Annotated in this window: 21 protein-coding genes and 1 tRNA gene; 6 read left to right on the top strand and 16 right to left on the bottom strand. The window is 63.3% G+C overall.

Going from position 1 to position 18,440, the window contains the following annotated elements:
* Nucleotides 1-410 precede the first annotated feature (410 nt).
* From KIH45_RS11345 to dinB, 6 genes are all read right to left on the bottom strand, one after another.
* Nucleotides 411-1,610, bottom strand: a complete 1,200-nt coding sequence (locus KIH45_RS11345; protein ID WP_213176129.1) for an ABC transporter permease — start codon at nt 1,608-1,610, stop codon at nt 411-413.
* A gap of 8 nt (nt 1,611-1,618) precedes the next feature.
* On the bottom strand, nt 1,619-2,329 hold the full coding sequence (locus tag KIH45_RS11340) for an ABC transporter ATP-binding protein (RefSeq protein WP_213176088.1): 711 nt from the start codon (nt 2,327-2,329) through the stop codon (nt 1,619-1,621).
* Nucleotides 2,329-3,642: an efflux RND transporter periplasmic adaptor subunit gene (locus KIH45_RS11335; protein WP_213176087.1), complete on the bottom strand. Its 1,314-nt coding sequence runs from the start codon at nt 3,640-3,642 to the stop codon at nt 2,329-2,331. The genes KIH45_RS11340 and KIH45_RS11335 overlap by 1 nt, the downstream gene beginning before the upstream one ends.
* Entirely contained in the window at nt 3,639-5,081 is a 1,443-nt protein-coding gene (locus tag KIH45_RS11330) for an efflux transporter outer membrane subunit (RefSeq protein ID WP_337925469.1), read from the bottom strand. Before KIH45_RS11330 ends, KIH45_RS11335 begins: the two co-directional genes overlap by 4 nt.
* A 172-nt stretch (nt 5,082-5,253) precedes the next feature.
* Nucleotides 5,254-5,838: a nitroreductase family protein gene (locus KIH45_RS11325; RefSeq protein WP_213176086.1), complete on the bottom strand. Its 585-nt coding sequence runs from the start codon at nt 5,836-5,838 to the stop codon at nt 5,254-5,256.
* A 67-nt stretch (nt 5,839-5,905) separates the two neighbouring features.
* Nucleotides 5,906-7,027, bottom strand: a complete 1,122-nt coding sequence (dinB, locus tag KIH45_RS11320) for a DNA polymerase IV (RefSeq protein ID WP_213176085.1) — start codon at nt 7,025-7,027, stop codon at nt 5,906-5,908.
* A gap of 105 nt (nt 7,028-7,132) precedes the next feature.
* On the opposite strand from dinB, the gene KIH45_RS11315 reads away from it, so the two are divergent.
* Nucleotides 7,133-8,401, top strand: a complete 1,269-nt coding sequence (locus KIH45_RS11315) for a multidrug effflux MFS transporter (protein ID WP_225899828.1) — start codon at nt 7,133-7,135, stop codon at nt 8,399-8,401.
* On the opposite strand, the gene KIH45_RS11310 is transcribed toward KIH45_RS11315, so the two are convergent.
* On the bottom strand, nt 8,398-9,807 hold the full coding sequence (locus KIH45_RS11310) for a helix-turn-helix domain-containing protein (RefSeq protein ID WP_420481935.1): 1,410 nt from the start codon (nt 9,805-9,807) through the stop codon (nt 8,398-8,400). The genes KIH45_RS11315 and KIH45_RS11310 overlap by 4 nt on opposite strands.
* A 187-nt stretch (nt 9,808-9,994) precedes the next feature.
* On the opposite strand from KIH45_RS11310, the gene KIH45_RS11305 reads away from it, so the two are divergent.
* Nucleotides 9,995-11,593, top strand: coding sequence for an isocitrate lyase (locus KIH45_RS11305; protein WP_213176083.1), 1,599 nt, complete (start codon nt 9,995-9,997; stop codon nt 11,591-11,593).
* An 80-nt stretch (nt 11,594-11,673) separates the two neighbouring features.
* Complete coding sequence (locus KIH45_RS11300) at nt 11,674-11,844, top strand: hypothetical protein (RefSeq protein ID WP_170235018.1); 171 nt, start codon at nt 11,674-11,676, stop codon at nt 11,842-11,844.
* 111 nt (nt 11,845-11,955) lie between these two features.
* Here KIH45_RS11300 and KIH45_RS11295 read toward each other — a convergent pair whose 3' ends face one another.
* From KIH45_RS11295 to KIH45_RS11260, 8 genes are all read right to left on the bottom strand, one after another.
* Complete coding sequence (locus tag KIH45_RS11295) at nt 11,956-12,720, bottom strand: NUDIX hydrolase (RefSeq protein ID WP_213176082.1); 765 nt, start codon at nt 12,718-12,720, stop codon at nt 11,956-11,958.
* Between the two features lie 196 nt (nt 12,721-12,916).
* Entirely contained in the window at nt 12,917-13,246 is a 330-nt protein-coding gene (gene grxD, locus KIH45_RS11290) for a Grx4 family monothiol glutaredoxin (protein ID WP_213176081.1), read from the bottom strand.
* A 34-nt stretch (nt 13,247-13,280) separates the two neighbouring features.
* On the bottom strand, nt 13,281-13,514 hold the full coding sequence (locus KIH45_RS11285; protein ID WP_066761407.1) for a BolA family protein: 234 nt from the start codon (nt 13,512-13,514) through the stop codon (nt 13,281-13,283).
* 73 nt (nt 13,515-13,587) lie between these two features.
* Nucleotides 13,588-13,911, bottom strand: a complete 324-nt coding sequence (locus KIH45_RS11280; protein WP_213176080.1) for a DUF1476 domain-containing protein — start codon at nt 13,909-13,911, stop codon at nt 13,588-13,590.
* A gap of 21 nt (nt 13,912-13,932) precedes the next feature.
* The gene (gene leuD / locus KIH45_RS11275) at nt 13,933-14,529 is read right to left on the bottom strand and encodes a 3-isopropylmalate dehydratase small subunit (RefSeq protein ID WP_213176079.1); all 597 of its coding nucleotides are present in this window, start codon (nt 14,527-14,529) and stop codon (nt 13,933-13,935) included.
* A 71-nt stretch (nt 14,530-14,600) separates the two neighbouring features.
* Nucleotides 14,601-14,759 (bottom strand): hypothetical protein, encoded by a 159-nt coding sequence (locus KIH45_RS11270; RefSeq protein WP_337925467.1) that lies wholly within the window; start codon nt 14,757-14,759, stop codon nt 14,601-14,603.
* Between the two features lie 41 nt (nt 14,760-14,800).
* The gene (locus tag KIH45_RS11265; RefSeq protein WP_337925466.1) at nt 14,801-15,328 is read right to left on the bottom strand and encodes a DNA-deoxyinosine glycosylase; all 528 of its coding nucleotides are present in this window, start codon (nt 15,326-15,328) and stop codon (nt 14,801-14,803) included.
* 59 nt (nt 15,329-15,387) lie between these two features.
* Nucleotides 15,388-15,477 (bottom strand) — tRNA-Ser (locus KIH45_RS11260).
* Between the two features lie 171 nt (nt 15,478-15,648).
* Between KIH45_RS11260 and hspQ the strand changes: the two genes are divergently transcribed.
* Together hspQ and KIH45_RS11250 are read left to right on the top strand one after the other, a co-directional pair.
* Nucleotides 15,649-16,083 carry a heat shock protein HspQ gene (gene hspQ, locus KIH45_RS11255; protein WP_213176078.1) on the top strand — a complete coding sequence of 145 codons (435 nt, stop codon included), beginning with the start codon at nt 15,649-15,651 and terminating at the stop codon, nt 16,081-16,083.
* 56 nt (nt 16,084-16,139) lie between these two features.
* The gene (locus KIH45_RS11250; RefSeq protein WP_213176077.1) at nt 16,140-16,793 is read left to right on the top strand and encodes a hypothetical protein; all 654 of its coding nucleotides are present in this window, start codon (nt 16,140-16,142) and stop codon (nt 16,791-16,793) included.
* Here the strand turns inward: KIH45_RS11250 and KIH45_RS11245 are convergent.
* Nucleotides 16,750-17,604, bottom strand: a complete 855-nt coding sequence (locus tag KIH45_RS11245; protein WP_213176076.1) for an ABC transporter permease — start codon at nt 17,602-17,604, stop codon at nt 16,750-16,752. The two genes, KIH45_RS11250 and KIH45_RS11245, sit on opposite strands and share 44 nt — an antisense overlap.
* A 103-nt stretch (nt 17,605-17,707) precedes the next feature.
* On the opposite strand from KIH45_RS11245, the gene KIH45_RS11240 reads away from it, so the two are divergent.
* Nucleotides 17,708-18,376 carry a GcrA family cell cycle regulator gene (locus KIH45_RS11240; RefSeq protein WP_213176075.1) on the top strand — a complete coding sequence of 223 codons (669 nt, stop codon included), beginning with the start codon at nt 17,708-17,710 and terminating at the stop codon, nt 18,374-18,376.
* Nucleotides 18,377-18,440 lie beyond the last annotated feature (64 nt).

Genomic DNA, 18,440 nt, shown 5'->3' with positions numbered 1-18,440 from the left:
GGTGGAGCAGTCCGGTAGCTCGTCAGGCTCATAACCTGAAGGTCGTTGGTTCAAATCCAACCCCCGCAACCAAAAAATCCCCCTAGGCAATAACGCCAAGGGGGCTTTCTTGTGTTTGAATCAGGCAGGTCCTCGGGCAACCCTTAGAAAGCGGACTTTGGTCACACCTCATGGGACAGCGCGGGTGTGGCGTAGGCGATTGAGGCCGCGCTCGATTATTCCACCCTCCACGTCGGCAGTGGCATTGATGGTGGTTGAGCTGTTTGGCGCATTCGTCAAACTTCTGATGGTACTCAAGGCATGCCGAGCTGGGTGTCCTGCGATTTGGTGCCACCATCAGCTTTGCTGAGGCTTTGGTAAGCGACAGACGCTAACCTAAATTGCAACTCGAGCGCCTAGGACTCGCACGCCTATTCGTGACGCAGCGCGTCGATCGGGTCGAGCCGCGATGCGCGTGCCGCGGGGTAGTAGCCAAATACGATCCCCATAACGGCCGAGAACAGGAAGCTCAGGAAATTAATCGCCGGGCTGAAAATGAAAGGCACGTCGATCACCGAGGCGAGAGACCACGACAGGGCAAAGGCCAACCCGATCCCTATCAGGCCTCCAAGACAGCACAACACGACCGCTTCGGTTAGGAATTGCAGCCGCACCTCCCGCGCCAAGGCCCCGATGGCCAAACGGATGCCTATTTCGCGCGTCCGTTCGGTTACCGAAACGAGCATGATGTTCATGATGCCGATGCCGCCGACCAACAGGCTGATGCTTGCAATGACGGCAACCATCGCAGTCAGCGCGCCTGTTGCTGCGCCAAGGGCCTGGTTCACTTGGGCCGTGTCGATGATGTTGAAATCGTTATCGGCACCTTCCTGCAGCAGGCGGCGTTCGCGCAGCAGGTCGACGAGCGAGTCCTGGATCGCGCTGCTGGAATAGGCGTTGTCGTATTTTACAACGAAGAACTGCAAGTCGTCGCTGCCGGTGAAGCGGCGCTGGACCGTCTTCAACGGCATCATCACCGTATTGTCCTGGTCCTGGTTCGGTCCGCCGCCCTGGCCGCGTTCGGCCAGAACGCCGATCACGGTACACGACACGCCGCCAAGCCGCATTTCTTCGCCCAACGGGCTGGCGTCGGGTACGAAGATAGCGTCGCGGACCTTGGTGCCCAGAAGGCAGACGTTCTTGCCGGCGCTTTCCTCTTCACTGGTGAAGGGGCGCCCCTCTTCAACGTCGATGGATTGCGCGCGCAGGAACGCATTGCTGACGCCTTGCACGCTCGTCGTCCAGTCGGCCCCGTTGTGGAATGCCGTGGTAGACGACGATACGCTACCCGCCACTTCCTGCGCACCCGCGATCTGCTTGGCGACGGCCTCGACATCGTCTTCCTTGAAGGGGCGGATCACTTCCCGGTCGCCGCGCAAGGGGAAGACGATGAAGACGTTGGAGCCGAGCGAGCTGATCTGGTCTTTCACCGACGCAGTGACGCCATTGCCCAGCGTGACCATGGTAATGACTGCAGCGACGCCGATGATGATGCCCAGCGTCGTCAGGAACGAGCGTAGCAGATGGCGCCGGATTTCCCGGAAGGCGAGTAGCAATGTGGCGCCGAACATACCGAACATCAGGCAGGCTCCACCTTGTGCCCGTTGCCCCGTTCGATGCTTTCAACCAGCCCGTCGCGGAAATGGACGATGGTCCGCGCATATTGCGCCATTTCTTCCTCGTGCGTCACCATCAGGACGGTGATGCCCTCGCCGTTGAGGCGGGTGAGAAGCTCCATGATCTCGAAAGATCGCTCAGTATCGAGGTTGCCGGTCGGTTCGTCCGCCAACAACACATCCGGTTCGGTGACGAGCGCGCGTGCAATGGCAACGCGCTGCTGCTGGCCGCCTGACAATTCGGCAGGTGTGTGCGAGGCCCAGGGCGCCAGGCCGACCTGATCGAGCGCGCGCATCGCCGCCTCGCGCCGCGCCGCCTTGGTTTCGCCGCGATAGAGCAGCGGCAGTTCGACATTTTCGAGCGCGCTGGTGCGGGCGAGCAGGTTGAACCCCTGAAACACGAAGCCGAGATAGCGGCGCCGCAGCAGCGAACGCTGGTCACGGTCCAGCGATTGGACTTCCACGCCGTGGAAGCGAAAGACCCCGCTGGTCGGCACATCGAGGCAGCCGAGAATGTTCATCGTTGTCGACTTGCCCGACCCCGACGGGCCCATGACAGCGACGAAATCGCCCCGCTCGATCGAAAGGTCGACGCCTTTCAGCGCCTGGAACGCGGCCGCTCCTTCACCGAAGGTCTTGGTGATCCCTTCCAGTTCGATGAGCGGCTGCGCCATCAGCGCCCTTTCGCACCGACGCCGGTGACGACTTTCATGCCGGCCTTGAGGTTTTCCGAAGTCACGACCGTGAGGCGTCCGTCGCTTTGTCCGGTTACGACATCGATCGGATCGAGCGAGCCGTCATCCTGCAGAACATAGACGCGCTGGCGGCTGCCGATGCCGATGGTGGCTTGCTGTTCGTTCTGCTCCAGCCCGATCTCGGGGTTGAGCACGCCGCCGCCTTCGTCCTTGCCGACATCGCCCGGATCGAAACGCAGCGCGCTGTTGGGGACGAGCAGTCGCTTGCCCGTGCTCTGCGTGGCGATCGTGGCGGTAGCCGTCATGCCGGGACGCAGCAGACCTTCGGGGTTGGCGACAGCAAGGCGCGCTTCATAGCTTACGACCTGGTTCGTCGCGCTCGACGTCGTGCTGGAGGTGGCCGAGGTCGCAATGTTGCTCGACGCTCGGTTCACGCGTTCCACCGCTGCCGGGAACTTGCGGCCCGGATAGGCATCGACCGTGAACGTCGCGTCCTGCCCCGTTTCGACTTGCCCCACGTCAGCCTCGTCGATGTCGACGCGAAGCTGCATCTGCGACAAGTCTTCGGCAATTACGAACAAGGTGGGTGTGTTGAAGCTGGCCGCCACGGTCTGCCCCGGCTCGACCTGACGGGCGAGTACCACGCCCGAGACCGGCGAACTGATCAGCGCGCGCCCACGATTGGTCAGCGCGGACGACAACTGCGCTTCCTGCGCTTTCACATTGGCTTCTGCCGAAGCGACGGCGGCGCGGTCGCGCTTTACCGCGGCCTCGGCCTGTTCCAGCTCGGTCTTCGACGGGACCTTGCCGTCCGATGCCTCATAAACGCTGCGCAGGCGGGCAAGCTGCGCCTCGTCCACGTCCAGCGTGGCGCGGGCCTGTGCGACTTGTGCGCTGGCGGCGTTGAGGTTGGCGCGGGCCTGCGTGATCTGGTCGTCGATGATGTCGGTGTTGATCACGGCCAGCGTCTGCCCGCGCGTGACGCGATCGTTCACGTCAACATAGATCTGGTCGATCCGGCCCGACACTTCCGAACCGACCTGCACCTGGTTCGTCGGGCGCAAGTTGCCGGTGGCCGTGACCGTCAGGTCGAGCGAGCGCTGCTGCACGGCTTCGGTAATATACTGCGGCTTGTCGTCGCCGCTTGAACATTGGGCGATCAGCAGGATCAGGGCGAGCACGATGAGCGCGGGCAGCCAGTACCGCATGTACTTGCGCCAGCGCGGCTTCGGCTTCGTGCCGAGGAAATCGTCGATACCTTCGGGCCCTTGCCCGGTGTCGGCATCGCTCATGGCCCAGTCCTTTCGGGGTTCTCAGGAATGTCGTTGTCGCCGTCGGTCCACCCGCCGCCCAATGCCTGCGTCAGGCGCACGAAGGCGTTGGCCCGCTCCGCCTCGCTGGCGGCAAGCGCGTTGCGCGCGGACAGAAGCTGGTTTTCGGCCAGCAGCAGCGTTTCGAAATCGATGAGGCCGGCCTGGTACTGGCTGCGCGCAAGTAGGGCCGCATTGCTGGCAGCATCCAGAGCCTCGGCAAACAGGCCGACCCGCTGGCGCGCGGCGCGCAGGGCAATGGTGGCGGTTTCCACGTCTTCGAGTGCGAGCAGGATCGCCTGTTCCCACCCGGCAAGCGAGGCGGCGGCCTGTGCGCGCGAAGCCTCGATCTGGGCGGCAGTGCGTCCGCCGTCGAAGATCAGCTGGCTGATCCCTGCGAAAAGGCCGCCGGTGATGATGTCGAACAGGTCGCCCGTCCTGATCGCGGAAGTGCCGATATTGCCGGTCAGCGACAGCATCGGGAACAGTTGCGAACGGGCAAGGCCAATGCGCTCCGTGTCGGAAATCAGGATCGCTTCTGCCTGCCGTACGTCGGGCCGGTTGCGCAGCACTTCGGCGGGCATTGGATAGCCGAGCAGTTCGGGCGGCACGGGGATCGTCTCCGACCCTTCGAAACGAGCCAGAACGGGGCCGGGCGCTTCGCCGATCAGGGTGGAGATCGTGTTCGCCGCCGCGGCCAGATCGCGTTCGAGCGCGGGGATAGAGGCTGCGGTCTGCGCGCGCTGCGTGCGGGCCTGTTCGACATCGAGGCTGGAAACCAGCCCCGCTTCAAGCCGCCAACGGGCGATCTGCAGGTTCTCGTCCTGAATGGCCAGTGTTTCGCGTGCGATGGCAAGTTGCAGGGCGAGTGCACGGGCCGAAACCGTCGTCTGCGCGACTTGCCCGACGATCAGCCGCTGCAAGTCGGCCAGCGAATAGCCAGCGGCCAGCAGATCAGCCTTGCTGGAGGCGACGTCGAACCCGATCGACCCGAAAAGGTCCATTTCCCAGCGGGCATCCGCGCCGACGGAGAAAGTATAGACGTCGCTGGCGAAGTCGCCGACGTCGCGCTGCACCCCGGCGTTGGCGCCGATCTGCGGGAAATAGCTGGCCCGGCTGGCCTTTACGCCGGCCCGGGCGATGCGCACACGGGCGGCGGCAGCCGCAAGATCGCGGTTGTTCTCGATCGCGGCAGCGACGAATTCGGTGACAAGCGGATCGTCGAGCAAGGTCCAGTATTCGGCGAGATCCACCGTGACCGGGGCGACCGGCATCGCCCATGTTTCGGGGACTGCAACGCCCGGTTCGGCAGGTTTTTCACCCAGCAACGACGTACAGCCACCCAGCGGCAATGAAGCCGCCGCGATGACAAGTGCCGCCGAACGTATCGATGCGCGCCTGCTGGCCAGAATGTTTCCCACCCGATCTCGTATCCGCAACGGAAGGCGCCAACCTGCGCCAAACCGTGCGTAAAATAGTTTCGATCGAAATGGACGTTACCCCATTTTCCGGGGACGCAAAGGCCTAAGCCTCAGATTTCATCAGCTTTCGGGATTTGTCGCGGCGGTGCGGCATGAAAAGCACGCCCGTGGCTCAGTCGGCGCTGAAGGGGCCGGCCTGCATGATTTCGCCGACGGGCTTGCGGCCTGACGGCTGTTCCCGTTCCTGCAGACCTTCGGGCAGGCTTTCCGCACTGCCGCGCTGGCCGATCGCAACTGCCGCTTCGAGGCGATGCGTTTCGGGGATGCCGAGCGCGGCGACGGCCTTGTCGAATTCGATGCCGGTCATGGCATGGGCGTGATAGCCCATTGCCGTCGTCTGCAGGGCAAGATTGGCCCAGGCTGCGCCCGCGTCGAAGCTGTGGCTATGGTTGGGCGATCCGTCCTTGCTCTTCGTCGTGCCGCGATCAGACACGATGAACAGCAATGCGCCCGCCGCCTCGACCCAGCCGCGATTGAACGGGATCAAAAGGTCAAGAAACGCATCCCAGTTTTCATCCCCGCGCAGGGCATAAAGGAAAGTCCACGGCTGCGCATTAAAGGCCGATGCCGCCCAGCCGGCCGCTTCGATAATGACTTCGAGGTCTTCCAGCGGCAGGGCCGTTTCGTCGAACGCGCGGGGGGACCAGCGCTCCACGATAAGGGGGACGATCTTTTCGTGCGCGTCGCGTTCGGTCATGCCTGTTCTGGTCCTGCGTAGTTGGGCTGGCTGGGAAGTGGGTATCCATTCGCAGCGTGCAAGGGCGTCAGAACAGGTCCAGTTGCGCGCTATCCGCTTGGCGGGAAGGCTTTGCGCCATCCAGCTTGGAAAGCGTCAGCCCCATCAAGCGGATCGGGCGGGGCAGGGGCAGCATTTCGGACAGCAGGTTGTGCCCTATGCGTCCGAACTCGGTCTTGTCGGCGACGCTGCGCGGCAAGGTGGCGGCGCGGCTCTGGATCGTGAAGTCGTTGTACTTGAGCTTCATCGTGACGGTGCGACCCGTCGCCTCGGCACGTTCGATCCGCTCCCACACGATGTCGATGATGCGGTCCATCGCCTCGCGCAGTTCGGCAGGGTTCGACAGGTCTTCATGAAAGGTGCGTTCGCCGCCGACCGACTTGCGATTGCGGCTGGCGCGCACCTGCCGCAGATCGATGCCGCGCGCGGCGCGATAGAGGTAATCGGCGAAACTGCCGAAATTGGCGCGCAGGAAAGCGAGATCCTTGGTGACGAGGTCCGCCCCCGTTTCGATACCCAGCCGCGACATCTTTTCCGCGCCCTTGGGGCCGACGCCATGGAAACGTTTGACCGGAAGCGTCGCGACGAAAGCTGCGCCTTCGCCCGGGCGGATGACGCATAGGCCGTCGGGCTTGTTCTGGTCGCTGGCCAGCTTGGCGAGGAACTTGTTGTAGCTCACCCCCGCACTGGCGGTGAGACCGGTTTCTTCACGGATGCGGCGGCGGATTTCCTGCGCGATGCGGGTCGCCGAACCCAGCCCGCGCAAATCCTCGGTCACGTCGAGATAGGCCTCGTCCAGCGAGAGCGGTTCGACAAGCGGGGTATAGTCGCGAAAGATCGCGCGGATCTGGCCCGAAACCTCGCGATAGACGTCGAAGCGCGACTTGCGGAAAATGAGATCGGGGCAAAGACGCTTCGCCGTGACCGACGGCATCGCCGAACGCACCCCGAACTTGCGCGCTTCGTAACTGGCGGCAGCAACCACGCCGCGTCCCGATGATCCGCCGACGGCAACCGGTTTTCCGCGCAAGGATGGCTCGTCGCGCTGCTCCACGCTGGCGAAGAAGGCGTCCATGTCGACGTGGATGATCTTGCGCAGCCCCTCGGCCTCGCCATCCTCGTCATCGTCGTCGTGGATCGTCTCGCTCACGGGGGGAGCCTTAGCGCAAGGCGTGGCCTCTTGTCAGGCGAACAAGTCCCGTTCGCGACGAACGGGGTACCCGATTTGCCATTGCGGCAAATGGGTAACGGGCGCATGAGGCTGCCGATGTTTCGCCTGCCCAAGCCCCCCAAAGAATTGAGCCGTACCGAGTTCACGGTGATGCTCGCCTTCGTGATGGCGCTGCAGGCCCTGGGCATCGACGCGATGTTGCCGGCGCTTTCCGACATTGCCGCCGAACTGAACGTCGAAGACCCGAACCAGCGTCAGCTTGTCGTCGGCACCTACCTGATCGGCATGGGCGTCGGGGCCCTGATATTCGGCTTTCTCGCCGACCGGTTCGGGCGCAAGCCGGTTATTCTGGGCGGGATCGGTACATATTGCCTGTTCGATTTCGGCTGCATGGTGATCACCGACTTCAACGCGCTCCTTGTTTTCCGGTTTGCCAACGGGCTGGTCGCTTCGGCGGGCAGCGTGGTTGCCAATGCCATCGTGCGTGATCGCTTCGAAGGCGATGCCATGGCGCGGGTCGTGTCCATGATCGCGGTGGTCTTCATGATCGTTCCGGTGCTGGCGCCGACGATCGGGCAGATGATCCTGCTGGTCGCGGGGTGGCGCGCCATTTTCGGAATGATGTTCGTCACCGGGATCACGATGTTCCTGTGGGTGCTGTTCCGGCTTCCCGAAACGCTGGCCGCGCACGAACGGCAGTCGCTGGATATCAAGCGGGTGGCGCACAATTTCGGGCTGGTTATCACCAACCGTGACGCGTTCGGCTACATCTTCGGCGCGACGCTCGTGTTCGCAGGGCTCTATGGCTACATCAATTGTGCCGAACAGCTGGTGGGTGAACACTTCGGCCTCGGCGAACGGTTCGCCTATGTGTTCGGCGCGATGGCGGTGTTCATGGCGCTGGCGAATTTCGTGAATTCACGCATTGTCGAAAGGTTCGGCGCACGGCGGGTCAGCCACACGGCGCTTCTGATGTTCGTGGCGACCGGTTTCATGCAGTTGATCGCGGCATGGGTTGCGCCCGACAATTTCTGGCTCTTCGCGCCGCTGATGACGGTGAACCTTGCGCTGATCGGGTTCCTTGGCGGCAACTTCAGCTCGATCGCGCTTCAGCCGTTCAAGCACTTCGCAGGGTCGGCTTCCTCGCTGCAAACGACGATCCGTGTCGGCGGCGGTGCTGTGCTGGGCGCCTTGGTCGGCGCGGCTTATGACGGGACGGCGCGGCCGCTGGGCGCGGCGCTGTTCGGGCTCTCGCTCGCAGGCTTCATGCTGATCCTCTATTCGGAACGGGGCAAGCTGTTCCGCCGCCGCAAGGAAACGATCGTCCAGGTCGAAGGCGAAGAACTGGCCTAATCGCCCGCAAAGGCGAAAGGGACCCCGGTATCGCGATTGTCGTCCGGCCGCAGTTCGCGCCCGATCGGCGGGGCCGAACGCGCGATGCAGTGGGGGCGGTGGCACAGGCGACAGGCCACACCGATTGGCGTCGGATCTTCGGCATTTAGGCCTTCGGAGTAGATCACGTGGCCGGCATGCTCGGCGGCACAGGCCAGCGCCACGGCGCGGGTTGCGCGCGGTGCATCCCACGATCCGCCGCCCGCCTCGACCGACCGCGCGATGGAGAAGAATTTCTCGCCCTCTGGCAGTTCCAGCCATTGCGGGCAGATTCGGCCCGGCGTTTCAAACACGCCGTGCACATTCCAAAGAGGGCATGACCCGCCAGTGCGCGCGAAGGGAAAACCTGCACCGTCCAGCCGCTTCGACACGTTGCCCGCGCGGTCGACGCGCAGAAAGAAGAAGGGCACGCCTTCTTCTCCCGGCCGGCCCATCGTGGTGAGGCGGTGGGCGATCTGTTCGAAACTGGCGGCAAAGCGGCGGGACAGGGCCTCGATATCGTGCCGCGTCTGCCGTGCGGCGCGCAGGAACGGGCGATAGGGCATGAGCAGCGCGGCGGCCCAATATCCGCTTAACGCACGCTGGGCGAGGCGGCGGGCATTTTCGCCTGAAAAGCGGCCTTCGAGCACTTGCGTCTGGATGACCTGCCGCGATTCGAGCAGCGCGATCTGCAAGGCCAGCTGGAAGCGGCGGCCCGGATTGTCGAGCAGGTTCGAAATCAGCACCTGTTCGCGGTGCCGGTCGTGCCAGCGTAGTGATCCGAGGATCAGTTCGGGGTCGGAAAAGCGGACCTTCTGCCCGTGCTTTCGCGCAAGCCGCGCGATGAGGGCGTCGGTCGAGACCGATTCCTCGCGCGACTGGGCGGCCGCCATTTCCTGCGCCACTTCGGCGGCATGGTCGTCGAGTGCGGGGAAGCAGTTGCGCCGAGCCGCAAGAAACGCGCGCGCTTCGCCCACGGGGTCATTGCCCGCGGCTGGCGCGCTTTCCCCGCTCGCCATCTCGCGCCGCTGGGCGTGGGCCATCTGTTCCTCGGTAAAGGCGGTGTGCAGGCGCAGCAGCGCCTCGGCAAAACCGGGATAGCTTGTGGCGATATCGGCGCTGTCGAGCGCGGGCAGGTCGATGTCCTCGAAGATCGGCTGCTTCAGCGTCGCCTGAAGCCGCTTCGACAGTTCCTCGCCCCCGTCGTCGGCAAGGCTGGCAATGTCGATCTTGTAAGTCGTCGCGAGTTTCAGCAGCAGGTCTGCCGTAACGGGGCGCTGGTTCCGCTCCATCAAGGCGACATAGCTGGGCGAAATGTCCAGGTCGGCGGCCATGTTCGCCTGCGTCAGGCCAAGGTCGCGCCGCACGCGTTTCAGCCGCGGTCCCATGAAAAGCGCCTTGCGGGCCATCGAATCGTAAACCCTTCACATCGTGTGAGTCAGCGTCATTACAACATTACATCCGATTTTTGTAAAGTTTGACATGATGACACCGGCCTGCGTTCCGTGAGCCGCAAATCCGCATCATAAGCAGGCCATCGGATTTACTCGTTTTCGAATCGTGAGGGCTTGAACAATGACCTACCAGCAGACCATCGCGTCCCTGAAGGACACGATCGACGCCAACGGCGCACCGTGGAATGCAATCGACGCTGAAAGCGCCGCTCGCATGAAGCTGCAGAACCGCTTCAACACCGGCCTCGACATCGCGAAGTACACCGCGAAGATCATGCGCCAGGACATGGACGCCTATGACGCGGACCCGGCGAACTACACCCAGTCGCTCGGCTGCTGGCACGGGTTCATCGGTCAGCAGAAGATGATCTCCATCAAGAAGCACTTCGGCACGACCCGTCAGAAGTACCTCTACCTCTCGGGCTGGATGGTTGCAGCGCTGCGTTCCGAATTCGGCCCGCTGCCCGACCAGTCGATGCACGAGAAGACCAGCGTTCCGGCCCTGATCGAGGAACTCTACACCTTCCTCAAGCAGGCCGACGCCCGCGAACTCGGCATGATGTTCCGCGACCTCGACGCAGCGCGTGAGCGTGGTGACGAGGTTGAGGCGAAGCGCATCGAGACCGCGATCGACAACTACGAAACGCACGTCGTTCCGATCATCGCGGACATCGACGCCGGCTTCGGCAACCCGGAAGCGACCTACCTGCTGGCCAAGCAGATGATCGAAGCCGGTGCTTGTGCCCTGCAGATCGAGAACCAGGTCTCTGACGAAAAGCAGTGCGGCCACCAGGACGGCAAGGTCACGGTCCCGCACGAGGACTTCCACCAGAAGATCCGCGCGATCCGTTACGCCTTCCTCGAACTCGGCGTGGATGACGGCATCATCGTCGCCCGCACCGACTCGCTGGGCGCTGGCCTGACGAAGCAGATCGCGTTCACCAAGGAACCGGGCGACCTGGGCGACCAGTACAACTCGTTCCTCGACTGTGATGAAGTCGATGCCGGCAACCTCGGCAACGGTGACGTCCTGATCAGCCGCGATGGCAAGCTGCTTCGTCCCAAGCGCCTGCCTTCGAACCTCTACCAGTTCCGTTCGGGAACGGGCGAGGACCGCTGCGTGCTCGACGGTATCACTTCGCTTCAGGCCGGTGCAGACCTGCTCTGGATCGAGACCGAAAAGCCGCACATCGGCCAGATCGGCGGAATGGTGAACCGCATCCGCGAAGTCATTCCGAATGCCAAGCTGGTCTACAACAACTCGCCCAGCTTCAACTGGACGCTGAATTTCCGCCAGCAGGTCTTCGATGCCTGGGAAGCGGAAGGCAAGGACGTGTCGGGTTACGACCGTGCCAAGCTGATGAGCGTGGATTACGACGGCAGCGATCTCGCCGCCGAAGCCGACGAGCGCATCCGCACCTTCCAGAAGGACGCGGCGGCACAGGCCGGCATCTTCCACCACCTCATCACGCTGCCGACGTACCACACGGCTGCGCTGAGCACGGACAACCTCGCCAAGCGCTACTTCGGCGCAGAGGGCATGCTCGGCTACGTGCTCAACGTCCAGCGCGAGGAAATCCGCCAGGGTATCGCTTGCGTGAAGCACCAGAACATGGCCGGCTCCGACATCGGCGACGACCACAAGGAATACTTTGCCGGTGAAGCGGCCCTCAAGGCCGGCGGCAAGGACAACACGATGAACCAGTTTGCGGCTGCGTAACGCGCCGCAAACCGGAAACCAGATGAGAGTGCAGAACTGAATGGCCGCTTGAAGGGCGGCAGATCCAAGGAGCAAATGACATGAGCACCGAAGAAACGACCCGTCCCGAACAGCGTCCCCGTGCAATCTTCAGCAACGCGGACTTCCCGATGCTGAAGACTGCCGTCGCCCACTACGCCCGGACCTGCGAAGATCCGGCAGAGGCGAACCGGTATGCCAACCTTCTCCACCGTCTCGGCCGCGCCGGCTGAACGGTCAGAATAGAACACAACGCGGCCCGCTTGAGGGAGAGGGTCGCGAAACTCCGAACGGCGCGGGGGCACAATGCTCCCGCGCCTTTTTTTGCGTAATCGGCGCTGTCGTCAGTAGCGGCGCATCGTGCTGACCGCCTGCTCGAAACGCGGATAGCCGTAGCCTTCGGGCATGACGAGGAAACGGTCCCCGTCCCGCGCCTCCAGCTCCGGCATGATCGTGCGCGGCGGAATGGCCAGCGCCTGTTCCCGCGCATTTTCGAACGAGCCCAGTGCCGCCACGCGCATCAGGTTCATGCGGGTGGGAAACATCAGGTGTTCCTCGTCGCTGTCCTGCCTCGCCAGCATGGCCTCTGGCGTGATCCAGAAATGCTCGGTCGTCTCCGACCCGTCGGCCGACAGATCGACTGCGCCGGTACCCAGATCGGCGATCAGGAAACGGGTATCGAACCGGCGCGGTATGTTCTGCGGCGGAAACCAGCGGGCGAAGGGGACAAGAGCGTCGGCATCAATGCAAAGGCCAAGGCTGTCCAGCACATCGGCAAAGGATTTCCCCGCGCACAAGTCTGCTCGCGCCTGAACCGCCTGTGCGGCATCGACGGGGCCATCGACACCGACCAGCAGGCCTGTTTCTTCCAGCGTTTCACGCACGGCGGCAACGCGGGCGACGTTCCATTCGGCATCGCCCGCCATGCCAGCGGCCAGATCGCGGTCGGCAGGATCGACGCGGCCACCGGGGAAAACCGCAGCCCCGCCGCCGAAGACCAGCTTCTGGGAGCGGCGGATCATCAGGATTTCCGTCCCGTCAGATCCGTTGCGAAACGCGATCAGGGTCGATGCCGGAATACCAGGGGAGAGGTCTTCAGGTCCGGTCATGTCGGGATTCTTGACAACTGCGGTTTCAGGCGCGGGCCGCCCATATGCAAAAACCGCGGAATTCCGCGGTTTCGCATCACTTGGCACGCTTCGTGCAAAATATCCTGCGCACCCGAAAGAAACTCAGAACACGCGGGGTTGTCGTACTGGTCTCCGACAGCCCCGCGAGCAAACGGGACAGGCCGGAGCGCCACGATCAATCCGCCTTTGCGACCTGCTTTTCGTCCATCAGCTGCTGCAGTTCACCTGCCTCGAACATCTCCATCATGATGTCGCTGCCGCCGACGAATTCGCCCTTCACGTAAAGCTGCGGAATGGTCGGCCAGTCGGAGAACGACTTGATTCCCTGACGGATTTCCATGTCCTGCAGCACGTCGACCGAACCGAAGGCGACGCCGCAGTGATCAAGGATCGCCACCGCGCGGCTGGAAAAGCCGCATTGCGGGAAGAGGGGGGTGCCCTTCATGAAGAGCACGACGTCGTCGGCCTGGACGATATCCTGGATGCGGTCGTTTACGTCGGACATGTAATTCAGTTTCCCGTGAAGAATTTCGTGCAGTTCACTTGGGAACCGATGTCGTAAGTTGCAAGGCGTGCAGTTCCCCGCCCATGCGGCCGCCCAGCGCCTCGTACACCGCCTTGTGCTGCGCAACGCGCGTCATGCCCGCAAAACTGGGCGATACGACGTGCGCGGCATAGTGGTCCCCGTCGCCAGCAAGGTCGGTAATCGTGACCTCGGCATCGGGAAGGGCGGCGCGGATCATGGATTCGATCTCGCTGGCCTGCATTGCCATGATGAACTTGCCTTTCGCGCCCCAGGTGGACGCACTGTCGGTATTTCTTACAGCCCCGGTAAGAGGCGAGAGATCAGACTTCGCCGAGGTACTGGCGGCGTGCCTCGACCATCTTTTCTTCAAGCGCGGCACGCACGGTGGCGTCGTCGACGTCGAGGCCCGCTGCGGTCATGTCGCCCAGCAGTTTGCGGATCACGTCTTCGTCACCGGCTTCTTCGAAGTCGGCCTGTACCACCGCCTTGCGATAGGCTTCGGTCTCGGCCTCGTTCAGGCCCATCTTGGCCGCGGCCCATTCGCCCACCAGCCGGTTGCGGCGCGCGGTGATGCGGAACAGGGTTTCCTCGTCGAAAGCGAACTTGGCTTCCTCGGCGCGTTCGCGGTCATTGAAATCGGTCATGACAGTTCCCTTTGAAACAGATCAGGCTGCACGCGGCCCGGAAAGAAACGGAAGGGCGGACGCGGTCTTCGCCTCGTAGGCTGCGATCGCGTCGCCGCGGGTCATCGTCAGGCCGACTTCGTCGAGCCCTTCGAGAAGGCAATGCTTGCGAAACGGGTCGATCTCGAACTCGAACCGGTCCTGGAACGGGGTCGTCACCGTCTGGTGCTCAAGGTCGATCGCGATGTCTTCTTCCGCGGCGACTTCGAGTAGGCGGTCCACCTTGTCCTGCGGCAGGACGACGGTGAGGATGCCGTTCTTGAAAGCGTTGCCCGAAAAGATATCGGAAAAGCTCGGCGCGATCACGGCCTTCACGCCCATGTCGAGCAAGGCCCAGGCGGCGTGTTCACGGCTGGACCCGCAGCCGAAGTTGTCGCCCGCGATCAGGATCGGCGCGCCTTTGTACCGTTCGGAATCGAAGATATTATCAGGGTCCTGGCGCACCGTTTCGAACGCGCCTTTGCCAAGGCCTTCGCGCGTGATGGTCTTCAGCCAGTGAGCCGGGATGATAACGTCGGTGTCGACGTTCTTCGCACCATAAGGGATGGCGCGGCCCTCGATTTCGCGGATCGGTTCCATGGACTTTCGCCTAGATGAAGCGGCCCTGCGCCTCAACACGAATCTGCCCGAATGTGGGCGGGAATCGGCGCTCAGTCGGTCTCGGGCGTTTCTGCGGCGGGCTTTGCCTTCTTCTTTTCGGCCCGTTCCTTGCGGCGCGAGGCATAGAGAAGCGCGGCGGTCAGCGCGGCGGACCCGATCGCGGCACCGGCCATGGCGGCCTTTCCGGTCCAGTTCTTGTCGTCGCTCACGTGCTTGATCCTTGTCTGTCTTTCCCATGGCCACGAACCGGTCATGCGCCGGTTTCGCGGTTGCTGTCCTTGCGCTCGGTCAGAAACGGGCGAAGCGCAAGCCACCTTGCCGTCTTTTCCGCAAGGCTCATCGCGGCAAAGGCGGGGCTGCTTGACGGAAGATCGATCATTGTGAGGGGCGTTCCGGCCCCGACCAGACGCCTGCCGATGTGCGCTGCGGTGCCCCCGTTGAAGCCGATCGCGGCCAAATCGGGCAGGTTTTGGACCAGTTCGGCAAGAGGATTGCCCTCTACCTCACGCAGCGCCGCATCAAGGCTGCCCTCGCGCCGGCCGCTTTTGACCACGTCCCACAACCCGATGCGGTGATCGAGCAGCACGCCAAGCCGCGCATCATAATCCAGTGCGGGCAAGTCGACGCCGATGACAGCGCCCACGAGATGCCAGAACCGGTTTTGCGGATGGGCATAGTACCGCGCTGCGCGAAGCGAAGCCTCCCCCGGCAGGCTGCCGAGCAGCAGCAATCGAGTATCGGCCCGGACGACGGGCGGAAAGGAAGACTTGCGAGTCACGATGGCCGACGGCCTATCACGGCTGCGGCCTGATCACGATTTCGAAGGAAGGGGATGAATGGCGGAGAGGGTGGGATTCGAACCCACGGTACGGTTGCCCGTACACTGCATTTCGAGTGCAGCGCATTCGACCTCTCTGCCACCTCTCCGCTCATCGAGGTTCGCGTAGGAGCCAAAGCCCCTCGGGTCGAACGAAGCCGGGCGGTTAGCCGATGGATCGCGGCTTGCCAAGGGGCAAAACGACGCTTTTTGCGCGTAGCTGTTCACAGGATGCGGCCGGGCGGTTGTTTGAAGCGGCCATCAACCATATATTTCAGCCTATGACCGCATTTTTCCGTAGCCAGCCCCATACTGGCAAGGACGCCCGGGGCGATCGATCGACCTACTTCTCGCCTCAGGCGGGACGCGCGGTTTCTGCCCCATCGGTTGCCGAAGCCCGCTTCGCCATCGGCGATGTCGTCCGCCACCGGCAACACGACTTCCGCGGCGTCATCTTCGACATCGATCCCGTCTTTGCGAATAGCGAGGAATGGTACGAATCCATCCCCGCCGGCAATCGACCTGCGCGCGAACAGCCGTTCTACCACCTCTTTGCCGAAAACGATGATTCGACCTACGTCGCCTACGTCAGCCAGCAGAACCTGATCATCGATGGCGATGCAGGGCCGGTCGACCATCCGTCGATCGACCTTGTCTTCGGCGACTTCGAGGAAATCGAGGGCCGCTACGCCCTCCATCGCAGCCTGAAACACTGACGCCCATGTGCATCGGGGCAGGTTTCTTAAGGCTTTCGCCCTAGGCCTCGCCCCCGATGGCAAGCGAGACCTTTCGCCAGATCAAGGGATACGGGGCCGACAGCCTCGATTCGGCCCTGCGCAGCGTTCTGGAGCCGGGTGAACGCGTGCTCTGGAAAGGGCGCCCGACAGTTAGCGTCGACTACAAGGCCTTCTTCATCTGGCTATTCGCCATTCCCTGGACGGCGTTCTCGATGTTCTGGGTGTTTATGACGTGGAGACTGTCGCAGACCTCCGCGCCCGATGAAGGCGGCATGCTGATCGCGGCGAAGCTGTTCCCGCTGTTCGGCGTGCCTTTCGTTATCGTCGGCCTTGTCATGATGGTCTCGCCCTTCCTTGCCATGACGGTGCCGGGACGCACGCTCAATGCCGTGACCGATCGCCGCATCTTGCGTGTCGTCGGCGGGTGGAAGGCCTCGCTACGCGTGATACCGGGCGAATGGGTGAAGAACATCAACCACAGGACCAAGTTCGACGGGAGCGGAACGCTGCTGGTCAGCTACGAACAACCGGACGATCGGAAAGCCCGCCGCGCGCATCACGCCGAGCGTGAAGGCGTTCAGATGATGACGATCCGCCATTTGCCCTCGATCCGCTCCGCCGTGCGGGCGGCCGAGGAAATGCGGCTCAACTGCGCAGCTTCCAGCCTGAGCGCAGGACGAAATAGGTAAACAGCCCGAGCACGACGTTCAGCACGCCAAGGCCGAGCGCCCCGTGCAGGACCGCCATGTTGGTATCGCCGATGTCGCTCTGCCCCAGGAACCCGAAGCGGAAGCCCGAGATCACGTAGAAGAACGGGTTCAACCGGCTGATCGACTGGAAGAACGGCGCAAGGTTGTCGATCACGTAGAACGTACCCGACAGCAGCGCGAGCGGGGCGACGACGAAATTGGTCACCGCCGCGTTGTGATCGAACTTTTCCGCCCAGATCGAGGTCAGCACGCCAAGGAACGAGAGCATCATCGCGCCCATCAACCCAAACCAGACCACCGCCCAAGGGTGCGCCATCGACAGATCGACACCGGGGTAAAGCATCATTGCCAGCCCCACCGCCAGCCCGACCAGCACCGCGCGGGTCATCGCCGCCCCGACAAGGCCGACCAGCATTTCGAAGTTCGACAGCGGCGGCATCAGGTAATCGATGATCGTGCCCTGGATCTTGCCGCCCAGCAGCGAGAAGCTGGCATTGGCGAAGGCATTCTGCATCATGCCCATCACAATCAGGCCCGGCGCGACGAACGTGGCGAAGTTCACGCCAAGGATTTCGCGGTCCGCGCGGCCCATTGCGATCGTGAAGATCACCAAAAACAGCAAAGTGGTGATCGCAGGGGCCCAAATCGTCTGAAGCTGCACCTTGAAGAAGCGGCGCACCTCTTTCATATAGAGAGTCCACAGCCCCAGCCGGTTGACCCGGCCCATGACAGGCTGTCCCGGCGGGCTGAAGTCGATCTTCTGGTTTTCGTGGGGGCTTGTCTGGGTCATGTGACGCCAGCGGTTACCGGCAGGACTTCCTGAAGGCAAGCGAGCTGCGCATCGATGCGTGCGGCACTGGTGCCGAGGGAACGGTATTTTTTACGGAGTAAGCATGAGCTGGACCGAAGAACGGATCGAGAAGCTGACCAAGATGTGGGAAAGCGGATCGACTGCCAGCCAGATCGCGGAAGAACTGGGCGGCGTCAGCCGCAATGCCGTGATCGGCAAGGCGCACCGCCTTGGCCTCAAGGCGCGCCCTTCGCCGGTGAAGGAAAAGCCCGCCAAGGCCAAGGCCGCCCCCAAGCCGAAGCCCAAGGCAGAGGCGAAACCCAAGGTAGAGGCCGCAGCGCCCAAGCCTGCGGCACCGCCTGTGCCCGCGCCGCGTCCGGCTGCACCGGCACAGGCCGCCACGCCCACGCCGCAGGCCCAGCCGAGCAGCAACCAGCCGCGCATCGTCTCGGTCGGCCCCGGCGGCTTCCTGCGTCAGGGCCCCGGCGATCAGCAGCCGCCGATCCCGCCCGCGCCGCCGCGCCGCCTCGTGCCCGCAAAGCCGAGCCCGGAGATCGCGGACAAGACTTCGCTGCTCGACCTCAGCGACCGCATCTGCCGCTGGCCGATGGGCCATCCGGGCGAACCCGATTTCCACTTCTGTGGTGAGGCGGTGAACCCCGGCTTCCCGTACTGCGTCGAACATTGTGGCCGCGCGTATCAGGCACAGCTGCCCCGCGGTGCGCGCCGTCCGCCTCCGCCGCTGCCGTTTGGCGGCCCGCGCGTTCGCTAAATCAGCCAAAAACAACACCGAAAGGCCGCCGGTCCCTGCGATCGGCGGCCTTTTTTCGTTGGAA

Source organism: Croceicoccus gelatinilyticus, from assembly GCF_018398395.1.
Classification (GTDB): domain Bacteria; phylum Pseudomonadota; class Alphaproteobacteria; order Sphingomonadales; family Sphingomonadaceae; genus Croceicoccus; species Croceicoccus gelatinilyticus.
Note: the sequence above shows the minus strand (reverse complement) of the source record. Positions and strands in the feature narration are given on the sequence as shown.